This is a genomic window from Caballeronia arvi (assembly GCF_001544695.2).
GTDB lineage: Bacteria > Pseudomonadota > Gammaproteobacteria > Burkholderiales > Burkholderiaceae > Caballeronia > Caballeronia arvi.
On the sequence record NZ_FCOM02000025.1, the window covers coordinates 16,000 to 27,450 of the forward strand.

Sequence of the window (11,451 nt, forward strand, 5' to 3'; positions counted from 1 at the left end):
AGAGTGTACGGCTTTGAGACCGACGCCACATGGCCCGCGATACGGCGTGAAAATGCTCTGGAACGACGAACGGCTGCCCGTCGTCCGCAAGCCGTGGCGATAACGTCACTCACCAGTTCAGCCCGTAGCCGGCGCCATACGTCTTGTTGCTGCCCGACATGCCGATGCCGAGCTTGATGACGCTGCTCGACGTGATGTGCGCGCTGGCGCCGAACGCCATGCCCGACTGGCCCGCGAATCGCCCGACGCCGAAACCGACGCTGATTCTCTTGCCCGGTTCGACCTGCGGCACCATGGTGAGCGCGGTTGCGGCTGCAACGCCTTGCCGCGCCATGGTGTCGGTCTGCTGCAGCGCCTGCTGTGTCTGGTTCAGTTGGGCGTTGAGCGAGTTGATCTGACCTTGCTGATTCGACAGCGACTTCGACACCGATGTCGACAGCCCATTCAACTGGTCGAGATTCACCGCGTCCGTGCCTTCCGTGCCCGGGGCCACGTTGATGACTTGCCGCTGCGACGTCGGGCTGCCGACCGAGACGACGTTCGGGCGGCCGTCGTCGACCGAATTCACGCCGAGCGCAACCGAATTGGAGCCCGGCGAGACCTGCGGATTGCCCGGCGCGGTTTTCATGTCCGCCGCAATGCCCGAGGGCGATCCGTTGCCGGAACCGATGGCCACGCTGAGCGAGCCGATCGCGATATTGCTGGCGTTGATGCTGGTGGACAAGGACGTGATGTTCGTCTCCGTCGAGGTGGACAGAGCGGCGATGGCGGTCGATGTCGACGTGGATACCGAATTGACGTTGTTGACCGTGACGGACAACCCGGTGGAGAGGGAATTGAAGGTCGATGACGTGGAAAGCGACAGTGCCGCGAGCTTGCTGTCGGTCGTCGACAGGCCGGTCGACAGCGAGGTGAGGCCGCTCGTGGTGGTGGTGGATACTGACGCGAGTGTGGCGTTGGTCTGGTACAGCTGGCTGCCGTTCACCGCGTCGGTGCTGGTGGCTGAAACCTGGCCGGCGGCGACATTGGTGATCTGCCGCGTGGCGCCGGGTGCGCCGACGCTGAACACACCGAAGGGCGTGCCGCCGGCGTACGGGCCGAAGTTCAGGCCGCCGACGCTCGACGACGTCACGGTGACCGGGGCGGACGTCGTCGCCCCGAAACCGATCGCGACGGAGCCGGCGACGTTCGCGACGGCGTTCGGTCCGATCGCAACCGTATTCGGCGCGCTCGCAATGCTGTCCGCGCCTGCCGGCGGGTCGGTATGGAAGAACTGGATACCGTTGGCGTTGATGTTATCGATCGCCTCCCCGATGGAGTTCACCGTGCTGGTCGTGCCGTTTGCGTTGTATGTGACGAACGAGGGCGGCGTGATCGTGCCGGTGGCGGCGTTGTAGGTGGCGCCCGCGCCGAGCGCGGCGGCGGTGCTGCTGCCCAGATTCTGCGTCGTTATCGTGATCGAGCTGATGCCCGTCGAGAGCGAACTGACGCTGGTTGCGGTGGACGTGGACAGTGCAGTGAGGCTGCTGTTCGTCGTGGAGAGGCCGGTCGAGATCGAGGTGACGGTCGTGGAAATCGACGCGACGCCGCTGTTGGTCGTCGAGAGTCCGGTCGACAGCGAGTTGACGCTGGTTGCGGTGGAGGTGGACAGTGTGCTGAGGCTGTTGTTTGTCGTGGAGAGCCCGGTAGAGAGCGAGGTTACGCTGGTTGAAATCGATGCGACACCGCTGTTGGTACTCGAGAGTCCTGTCGACAGCGAGTTGACGCTTGTGGCGGTGGAGGTGGACAGCGTGCTGAGGCTGATGTTCGTCGTGGAGAGTCCGGTGGAGAGCGAGTTGACGCTGGTGGCGGTGGATGTGGACAGTGTGCTGAGGCTGTCGTTTGTCGTGGAGAGTCCGGTGGAGAGCGAGCTTACGTTCGTCGACACCGATGCAACGCTGGTGGAAATCGATGCGACACCGCTGTTGGTAGTCGAAAGACCGGTGGAAAGCGAACCGACGCTGGTTGCGGTGGATGTGGACAGAGTGCTGAGGCTGTCGTTAGTCGTAGAAAGTCCTGAGGAGAGCGAGCTTACGTTCGTCGACACGGACGCGACGCCGGTGGAAATCGATGCGACACCGCTGTTGGTAGTCGAAAGTCCAGTCGAAAGTGAGCCGACGCTGGTTGCGGTGGAGGTGGACAAGGTGCTGAGGCTGTCGTTAGTCGTGGAGAGTCCGGTGGACAGCGAAGTTACGTTCGTCGACACGGACGCGACACTGGTGGAAATCGATGCGACACCGCTGTTGGTAGTCGAAAGTCCAGTCGAAAGTGAGCCGACGCTGGTTGCGGTGGAGGTGGACAAGGTGCTGAGGCTGTCGTTAGTCGTGGAGAGTCCGGTGGACAGCGAAGTTACGTTCGTCGACACGGACGCGACACTGGTGGAAATCGATGCGACACCGCTGTTGGTAGTCGAAAGTCCAGTCGAAAGTGAGCCGACGCTGGTTGCGGTGGAGGTGGACAAGGTGCTGAGGCGGTCGTTAGTCGTGGAGAGTCCGGTGGACAGCGAAGTTACGTTCGTCGACACGGATGCAACGCTGGTGGAAATCGAAGCGACACCGCTGTTGGTAGTCGAGAGTCCAGTCGAAAGTGAGCCGACGCTGGCATCGACATTGGTCGAAAGGGACGCGAGACCGCTGTTAGTGGTGCTCAGTCCGGTGGATACCGAAGTGGAAAGCGTGGCGACGTTGCTGTCGGTCGTGGAAAGCCCGGTGGAAATCGATGCGACGCCGCTGTTGGTGCTCGAAAGTCCGGTCGACAGCGAACTGACGCTGGTTGCGGTGGATGTGGACAGCGTGCTGAGGCTGTTGTTAGTTGTAGAAAGTCCTGTGGAGAGCGAGACTACGTTCGTCGATACGGATGCGACGCTAGTGGAAATCGACGCGACGCCGCTGTTGGTAGTCGAGAGCCCGGTCGAGAGGGAGCCGACGCTGGCATCGACATTGGTCGAAAGAGATGCGAGACCGCTGTTGGTGGTGCTCAGCCCGGTGGATACCGAAGTGGAAAGCGTGGCGACGTTGCTGTCGGTCGTGGAGAGCCCGGTGGAAAGCGACGCGACGCCGCTGTTGGTCGTCGAGAGCCCGGTCGAAAGCGAACTGACGCTGGCATCGACGCTGGTGGAAAGAGACGTCAGACCGCTGTTGGTCGTGCTCAGTCCCGTCGACGCCGATGTGGACACCGAGAACAACTGTTGCCCCGTGACCGCCTGCTTCGAGACGTTCGTGATGCTGCCGTTGGCCAGGCCGTCCAGCGTCAGGCCTCCCGTGCCGGGCGAAAACGTGGCCGTTACGCCATTCATGGTGAAGTAGATCCGGCTCGTGGTTCCGTCGACGACCAATGACGTGCCGGAGGCGGCGGCCAGCCAGATGGCGTTGTCCGCTGTGTAACTGGCGCCGGCTGGCCAGCCGCCTCCGGGCGCTCCGCACACGAGGGTGGGGCTCCAATCCCCCCCGGCGGCGCCGGAGGAAGTGGATGAACCGCTTGTATTGCAAATCCCTCCCGCATAGGCAACGCCACCAAGCATGCCGGCGCCCGACATGACGGCGACGAAAACGAGCCATGCCGTTTTGTTGGCCGGAAATGACAGCGACCGCGAAGCCTGAAGACACGCCGTGACCGCGTGGGTTGCCGCTTTTTTCGAAGTCGCATGCTCGCTGACGACAACGTACAGTCCGGTCGACTGGTTTCGCACCACCTTAAATATCCTGTTCATGATTATTCCCTCCTTACAGCAACACGCGTGAAAACGCGAACCAGAACGAGAAAGATCGATAAATTCGGATCACGAAATAATTTAGTGATGCCTGCACGATAGGCGCAGCGATTGACGCCGGGCACTTACACGCTGAGCGAGTAATTACGATTCTTCGAAACTGTGATTGCTTTGATTGGAGCAGGCGCGGTCTGATCTGATTGCAGCAGCGGAAATGGCGGAGATTATTTCTTCAGGCAAAGCAGCCTCCACGTCGGCCGCGCAGGAGCGGAACAGATTCAGGCGTCGAATTAAGAACTGCACGTCTTATTTCTCACGATTTTGCGAAATGCTGTGGCGGCTGTTCGACAGCGAAACAAGTCGGTCCGGACACTTCCTCTTGATTCGAATCGAATTGAACGGGTCATCCCAACCCCGTGGACATTGCACGCAAGTAAATCGATCAATAGGTTAAGGGGCAACCGTTATCAAGCCGATTTCGGTAATGCCGCTGTGCAGATCGAGCAGTGCCGGGAAAATGGACATCGGCTCTCATCTGGCGCGCCGCGCGGTCCGAAGCATGAAGCAGGGTGGAGCGGCTAGAATCGTGGGAGCCAGACACGAACAAGCCCGAGGCGCTCGAAGCGGAGCGTGCCGGCCAGAATCACCGATCCACGACGAATGACAGGGAGATGAAGAATGGACATGGGAATCGCGGGGCGCACGGCGCTGGTATGTGCGGCGAGCAAAGGGCTCGGACGCGGCTGCGCGGAAGCGCTCGCCGCCGAAGGCGTGAATCTGGTGATCACCGCGCGCACCGCTGAAACGCTCGAAGCGACCGCAGCGCACATTCGCGCGCAATACGGCGTGGACGTGAAAACGGTCGCCGGCGACATCACCACGCCCGAAGGCCACGCCGCCGCGCTCGCTGCGTGCCCGTCGCCTGACATTCTCGTCAACAACGCGGGCGGCCCGCCGCCGGGCGACTTCCGCACCTTCACGCACGACATGTGGATCAAGGCGCTCGAAGGCAACATGCTCACGCCGATCGAACTCATGAAAGCGACCATCGACGGGATGATCGAGCGCGGCTACGGACGCATCGTGAACATCACGAGCTCATCGGTGAAGGCGCCGATCGACGTGCTCGGGCTGTCCAACGGCGCGCGTTCGGGGCTGACCGGCTTCGTCGCGGGCGTCGCGCGCAAGGTCGCGGCGACTGGCGTCACCATCAACAATCTGCTGCCGGGCTCGTTCGACACCGACCGCATCGCCGTGACGCTCGAAGCGCAGGCGAAGGCGCAAAACCTGCCGATCGACGAAGTGCGCAAGCGCCGCGCAGAGAGTCTGCCTGCCGGACGCTTCGGCACATCGGAGGAATTCGGCAAGGCGTGCGCGTTCCTCTGTAGCGTGCATGCCGGCTATATCACCGGACAGAACCTGCTGATCGACGGCGGCGCTTATCCCGGCACTTACTGATAAAGGCGCAAACATGACCACACGCGTCGCGCTGATCGCGCACGACATGAAGAAGGACGACATCGTCACGCTCGCGGGCGAGTTCGTCGATACGCTCGCGCAATGCGACCTCGTCGCGACGGGCACGACCGGCGGGCGCATCGCTGCGGCGCACGGTCTGGACGTCGAGCGCAAGCTGTCCGGCCCGTACGGCGGCGACCTGCAGATCGGCGCGGAACTGGCGGAAGGCCGCGTGCATATCGTGATCTTCCTACGCGACCCGATGACCCCGCAGCCGCACGAGCCCGACATCAACGCGCTCGTGCGCGCCTGCGACGTGCATAACGTGCCGTGCGCGACGAACATCGCGACGGCGCGCATGATCCTCGACGACTTGCGCCTGCGCTTCGCGCGGGCGTCATGAGCACAGAACGAGCACGAACAAGGAGAACGAGACGATGACCAAGGCAATCCGATTCGACAAGGCAGGCGGCCCGGAAGTCATGAAGTGGGTCGATGTGGACGTGGGCACGCCGGGCAAGGGCGAGATCCGCGTGAAGCATCACGCGGTCGGGCTCAATTTCATCGACGTGTATTTCCGCACCGGCCTCTATCCGATGCCGCTGCCCGGCGGTCTCGGCATGGAAGCCGCGGGCGAAGTGACGGCGGTCGGCGAGGGCGTCACGCAGTTCAAGCCGGGCGATCGCGTTGCGTATGCATCGCGTCCGCCGGGCGCCTATGCGCAAGAACGCGTGATGTCGGCGGATTACGTCGTCGAGCTGCCGGATTCAATCGGCTTCGAGGACGCCGCGTCGATCATGCTGCAAGGCCTCACCGCGCAGTATTTGCTGCGGCGGACGTATCGCGTGAAGGCGGGCGACACCGTGCTGATCCACGCGGCGGCGGGCGGCGTCGGAATGATCGCGTGCCAGTGGGCGAAGGCGCTGGGCGCGACGGTCATCGGCACCGTCGGCTCGGACGAGAAAGCCGAGCTCGCGAAGGCCCACGGCTGCGATCACCCGATCGTCTACACGCGCGAGAATTTCACCCAACGCGTGCGCGAGATCACCAACGGCGCGGGCGTGCCGGTGGTCTACGACTCGATCGGCAAGGACACGTACATCGCGTCACTCGATTGCCTCGCGCCGCTCGGGCTTTTCGTGAGCTTCGGCAATTCGTCGGGACCGCTGCCGCCGCTGGATTCGTCGGAGCTTGCCGGACGCGGCTCGCTGTATTTCACGCGGCCGACGCTCTTTAGCTATATCGCCAAACGCAGCGATCTCGATCTGATGGCGGCCGAACTCTTCGAGGTCGTGTCGTCGGGCAAGGTGAAGACGAACGTGCGCCAGCGCTATGCACTCGCGGATGCGGCGCGCGCGCACGAAGAGCTCGAAGCGCGCAAGACGACCGGTTCGACGATTCTTCTGCCGTGATGCGAACCCGAGCCGCACGGACGGTCATCCGATGAGCGAGCCGTCCGCAACCGTCGTTCTGATCGAAGACGAGAAACAGATACGCCGCTTCGTGCGCGTGTCGCTCGAAGGGCAGGGCATGACCGTCCACGAGGCGGAAACGGGGCAGAAGGGTCTCGTCGAGGCGGCGACGCGCAAGCCCGATCTCGTGATCGTCGATCTCGGCCTGCCCGACACCGACGGCATCGACGTGATTCGCGAGTTGCGCGGGTGGACCGAGTTGCCGATCATCGTGTTGTCGGCGCGCACCCAGGAAGAGGAGAAAGTCGCCGCGCTCGATGCCGGCGCCGACGATTACCTCACGAAACCCTTCGGCGTCTCCGAACTGATGGCGCGAATTCGCGCACATCTGCGGCGGCGCAATCAGGCGTCGGGGAGCGAGACGCCGGTCGTGACGTTCGGCGATGTGACCGTCGATCTCGCGCTGCGCCTCGTTACGAAGAACGGCGAGAACGTGCATCTGACGCCGATCGAATACCGGCTGCTGTCGACGCTCGTGCGTCACGCGGGCCGCGTGCTCACGCATCGGCAATTGCTGGTCGAAGTGTGGGGGCCGTCGCATGTCGAGAGTCCGCATTACCTGCGCATCTACATGGCGCATCTGCGCCAGAAGCTCGAACGCGATCCCGCGCAGCCCGAGCATATCGTGACGGAAACGGGCGTCGGCTACAGGCTCGTCGGTGCAGCGTGATGTGTGGCGTGAGCCGCTTCGTGCGCATGTGGGTGCGATAGCGCGCTCAGCACGATATCGATGGGCGCTTCTCCGCCGACGAACGCGATCAGCCGGTTCTTTATGCCGCGCGTCACGCAGCGCACCGCGATACACGCGACATCGTCGCGCGCGACATCCGGCTTGTGCATCGTGAGTTCGTTCGCGAGCGCGATGGCGCCATGCGCGGGCTCGTCCGACAGCGGGCCGGGCCGCAGAATAGCGTAGGGCACGCCGCGTTGCGTGACGTAGGCATCGGCTTCGCGCTTCATCCGCGAATAATGGCGAAACGCGAAGCCGCTCTTCGCCGGATCGAACGCCGACAGCGCGCTCACCACGACGAGCTGCTGCACGCGCCGGCGCTTCGCGTAATCGGCGGTGCGCATGACCGCGTCGCGATCGATCGCGCGCTGCTCGTGCACGCCTTCGTTGTCCGCCGATCCGGCCGCGTAGATCACGTGCGTGATGTCGTCGAAGGCGTGGGAGAAGTCGTTGGTCAGATCGCCGAGCACGATCTCAGCGCCCATCGCCGCAAATTCGCTCTTGTGCGCGGATTTACGCAGCATCGCGCGAAGGGGAATGGCTTCGTCGTGCAGGCGTGCGGCGATGAGGCGGCCCGTGCGGCCGTGCGCGCCGATCAGCAGAACCTTCAGCGTTTTCATGCGCGGACACTCCTTCGCCGTGGGTTTCTATCGACAAAGTAGGTCATTTTTGCGCGGCGCGCTGCGGGACGCGTTTGCGCCCGCAGCATTTCTCTCATTCGCTCATTCAGCCGCGTTCGCCGGACGCGCGCCCTGGCGACGCGCGCGCCGTGCTTCCGCGCGAATGCGGAAGCGGTCCATGTAGAGATAGACGACCGGCGTCGTGAAGAGCGTCAGCATCTGGCTCACGATCAGCCCGCCGACGATCGCGATGCCGAGCGGCGCGCGCATCTCCGAGCCTTCGCCGGTGCCGAACGCGAGGGGCAGCGCGCCGAGCAACGCGGCTGCGGTCGTCATCATGATCGGGCGGAAGCGCAACAGACACGCCTCGCGAATCGCGTCCTGCGGCGTCGATGCACCGTGGCGCGTCGCCTCGATCGCGAAATCGACCATCATGATCGCGTTCTTCTTCACGATGCCGATGAGGAGAATCACCGCGATCAGCGCGATGATGCTGAACTCCGTCCTGAACAGAAGCAAAGCGAGCAGCGCGCCGATACCCGCGGACGGCAGCGTCGACAGAATCGTGATCGGATGGATGTAGCTCTCGTACAGGATGCCGAGCACGATATAAACGGCTGCGAGCGCCGCGAGAATCAGGAGCGGCTGGTCGTTGAGCGATTGCTGGAACGCCTGCGCCGTGCCCTGGAAACTGCCGTGGATGGTCTGCGGCACGCCGATCTCGGCCATCGTTTCATAGATCGCGGCAGTCGCGTCCGACAGCGATTTGCCCGGCGGCAGATTGAACGAGATGGTCGACGCGACGAACTGGCTCTGGTGGTTGACGGACAACGGCGTGTTGCCGGGGCCGAACTTCGCGATGGCCGAGAGCGGGACCATCGTTTCCTTCGAAGTCGATACCGCCGCGCCCGACGACGAACCGTTCTTGCCCGTGGCCGCGATCGCGTTGGTCGCCGAGTTCTTCACGGCGGCGAGCGCGAGGGCGGCGGTCGTGTCGGTCGTGCTTGTCGATGCGCCGCCTGCGCCCGTCGAGCCCGTTGCGGACGTCGAAGCCGATGTCGTCGTCGATTGCGTCGACGCGGAGCCGCTCGCCGTGCCGCCCGACGTGCTGATCCAGATCTGCTTGAGCATCTCCGGGTCCTGCCAATACTTCGGCGCAAGCTCCATCACCACGTGATATTGCGACAGCGGGTTGTAGATCGTCGATACCTGGCGCTGGCCGAACGCGTCGTACAGCGTGTTGTCGATCTGCGCGGGCTTGATGCCCAGGCGCGCGGCGGTCGCGCGGTCGAACGTAACCATCGCCTCCAGTCCGCCTTGCTGCTGGTCCGAGTTGACGTCGGTGAGCTCGGGGCGCTTTTGCAGCGCATCGGTGAGAAGCGGCCCCCACTTGTAGAGATCGGACGTGGTGTCGGACAGGAGCGTGAACTGATACTGCGCGTTCGATTGCCGGCCGCCCACGCGGATATCCTGCACCGCCTGCAGGAACGTGCGCGCGCCGGCGACATCGGCGAGCGGCTTGCGTAAGCGGTTGATCACCTGATCGGCGGACACCTTGCGCTCGCTCTTGGGCTTCAGCGAGATGAACATGAAGCCCGAGTTGGTCGAGCGCCCGCCCGTGAAGCCCGCGACGCTGTCGACCGCCGGGTCCGCTTCGACGATTTTCATCATCTCGGCGAACTTGATTTTCATCGCCTGAAAGGACGTGCTCTGGTCCGCCTGAATGCCGCCGACGATACGCCCCGTGTCCTGCTGCGGGAAAAACCCCTTCGGCACGATGATGTACAGAAAAATATTCAGCCCGATGGTCGTGAGCAGAATCAAAAGGATGGTGCGCGGATGCGCGAGCGCCCAGCCGAGCGTGCGCTCATAGCCGTTCTGCATGCGCGTGAACTGGCGTTCGAGCCAGCGCGCGATGCGGCCTTCTTCCTTGCGCTCGCGCGGCTCCTGCAAGAGGCGCGAGCACATCATCGGCGTGACGGTCAGCGAGACGACGAGCGACACGCCGATCGCGAGCGACAGCGTCAGCGCGAACTCGCGGAACAGCCGCCCGACGATGCCGCCCATCAGCAAAATAGGCAGGAACACGGCGACGAGCGATACGCTGATCGACAGCACCGTGAAGCCGACTTCACGCGCGCCGAGTATCGCCGCCTGCATGCGCGGCACGCCTTTCTCGACATGCCGCGTGATGTTCTCCAGCACGACGATCGCGTCGTCGACGACGAAGCCCGTCGCGATGGTGAGCGCCATCAGCGAGAGATTGTCGAGCGAGAAGCCGAGCAGATACATGGCCGCGAACGTGCCGATGATCGATATCGGCACGGCGACGCTCGGTATCAACGTCGCGCGCCAGTTGCGCAGGAACAGGAACACGACCATCACGACGAGCGCCACCGCGATCAAAAGCGTCAGCTCGGTGTCGTGCAGCGACGAGCGGATCGTGACGGAGCGGTCGGCGGTCGGCGTGATCTGCACATCGGCGGGCAGCGCGGCCTGCAACTGCGGCAGCATGGATCTGACGCGGTCGATCGTCTCGATGATGTTCGCGCCCGGCTGACGATACAGAATCACGAGCACCGCGCGCTTGTTGTTGATGAGGCCGAGGTTGCGCAGATCTTCGACCGAATCGACCACTTCGCCGACGTCCGACAGTTTCACCGCCGAGCCGTTGCGGTACGCGACCACGAGATCCTTGTATTGCGCGGCCTTGCTCGCCTGATCGTTCGTGTAGAGCTGGACGCGGGTGCCCTTGAACTCGATCGCGCCCTTCGGGCTGTTCGCATTCGCCGAGGCGAGCGCGGCGCGCACGTCTTCCAGGCCGATGCCGTAGTGAAACAGCGCGCCCGGTTCGAGTTCTACGCGCACCGCCGGATTCGCGGAACCGCTCACGTCGACTTCGCCGACGCCCGGCACTGTCGAGAGCGTCTGCTGCAGCACCGTCGCGGCGGAGTCGTAGAGCGAGCCGGCCGTGCGCGTGGGCGAGGAGAGCGCGAGCACGAGAATCGGTGCGTCGGCCGGATTGACCTTGTGGTACGTCGGATTCTGGCGCAGCGAAGTGGGCAGGTCGGCGCGCGCGGCGTTGATCGCGGCCTGCACGTCGCGCGCGGCGCCGTCGATGTCGCGGTTCAGGCCGAACTGCAGCGTGATGCGCGTCGAGCCGACGGAGCTCATCGATGTCATTTCGCTTACGTCGGCGATGGTGCCGAGATGCCGCTCCAGCGGACTCGCGACGCTCGTCGCGACGGTTTCCGGGCTCGCGCCGGGGAGGCTCGCCTGCACCGAAATGGTCGGGAAATCGACCTGCGGCAGCGGCGCGACCGGCAGCTTCACGAACGCGAACATGCCCGCGAGCGCGATGCCGATCGCGAGCAAGGTCGTCGCGACGGGCCGGTCGATGAAGGTGCGCGACAGGTTCATCGC

Annotated in this window: 7 protein-coding genes; 4 read left to right on the top strand and 3 right to left on the bottom strand. The window is 63.8% G+C overall.

Annotation, left to right across the window (positions count from 1 at the left end; translation table 11 throughout):
• Positions 1 to 109: 109 nt before the first annotated feature.
• Entirely contained in the window at positions 110 to 3,748 is a 3,639-nt protein-coding gene (locus AWB74_RS49035; RefSeq protein ID WP_087039174.1) for a YadA-like family protein, read from the bottom strand.
• A gap of 678 nt (positions 3,749 to 4,426) precedes the next feature.
• Between AWB74_RS49035 and AWB74_RS24385 the strand changes: the two genes are divergently transcribed.
• The 4 genes from AWB74_RS24385 to kdpE are packed head-to-tail and all read left to right on the top strand — an operon-like array spanning position 4,427 to position 7,348.
• Positions 4,427 to 5,206: an SDR family oxidoreductase gene (locus tag AWB74_RS24385; RefSeq protein ID WP_061149278.1), complete on the top strand. Its 780-nt coding sequence runs from the start codon at positions 4,427 to 4,429 to the stop codon at positions 5,204 to 5,206.
• A gap of 13 nt (positions 5,207 to 5,219) precedes the next feature.
• Positions 5,220 to 5,609, top strand: a complete 390-nt coding sequence (locus AWB74_RS24390; RefSeq protein WP_061149279.1) for a methylglyoxal synthase — start codon at positions 5,220 to 5,222, stop codon at positions 5,607 to 5,609.
• A 34-nt stretch (positions 5,610 to 5,643) separates the two neighbouring features.
• Entirely contained in the window at positions 5,644 to 6,618 is a 975-nt protein-coding gene (locus tag AWB74_RS24395; RefSeq protein WP_061149280.1) for a quinone oxidoreductase family protein, read from the top strand.
• A gap of 31 nt (positions 6,619 to 6,649) precedes the next feature.
• On the top strand, positions 6,650 to 7,348 hold the full coding sequence (gene kdpE, locus AWB74_RS24400; RefSeq protein WP_061149281.1) for a two-component system response regulator KdpE: 699 nt from the start codon (positions 6,650 to 6,652) through the stop codon (positions 7,346 to 7,348).
• Here kdpE and AWB74_RS24405 read toward each other — a convergent pair.
• Together AWB74_RS24405 and AWB74_RS24410 are read right to left on the bottom strand one after the other, a co-directional pair.
• The gene (locus AWB74_RS24405; RefSeq protein ID WP_061149282.1) at positions 7,324 to 8,028 is read right to left on the bottom strand and encodes an SDR family oxidoreductase; all 705 of its coding nucleotides are present in this window, start codon (positions 8,026 to 8,028) and stop codon (positions 7,324 to 7,326) included. The two genes, kdpE and AWB74_RS24405, sit on opposite strands and share 25 nt — an antisense overlap.
• A gap of 102 nt (positions 8,029 to 8,130) precedes the next feature.
• Complete coding sequence (locus AWB74_RS24410; protein ID WP_061149283.1) at positions 8,131 to 11,448, bottom strand: efflux RND transporter permease subunit; 3,318 nt, start codon at positions 11,446 to 11,448, stop codon at positions 8,131 to 8,133.
• Between the last annotated feature and the right edge of the window lie 3 nt (positions 11,449 to 11,451).

Excerpts from the sequence above, each read along its gene's own strand:
- AWB74_RS49035 (WP_087039174.1), bottom strand. The coding sequence starts at position 3,748 with ATGAACAGGATATTTAAGGTGGTGCGAAACCAGTCGACCGGACTGTAC.
- AWB74_RS24385 (WP_061149278.1), top strand. The coding sequence starts at position 4,427 with ATGGACATGGGAATCGCGGGGCGCACGGCGCTGGTATGTGCGGCGAGC.
- AWB74_RS24390 (WP_061149279.1), top strand. The coding sequence starts at position 5,220 with ATGACCACACGCGTCGCGCTGATCGCGCACGACATGAAGAAGGACGAC.
- AWB74_RS24395 (WP_061149280.1), top strand. The coding sequence starts at position 5,644 with ATGACCAAGGCAATCCGATTCGACAAGGCAGGCGGCCCGGAAGTCATG.
- kdpE (WP_061149281.1), top strand. The coding sequence starts at position 6,650 with ATGAGCGAGCCGTCCGCAACCGTCGTTCTGATCGAAGACGAGAAACAG.
- AWB74_RS24405 (WP_061149282.1), bottom strand. The coding sequence starts at position 8,028 with ATGAAAACGCTGAAGGTTCTGCTGATCGGCGCGCACGGCCGCACGGGC.
- AWB74_RS24410 (WP_061149283.1), bottom strand. The coding sequence starts at position 11,448 with ATGAACCTGTCGCGCACCTTCATCGACCGGCCCGTCGCGACGACCTTG.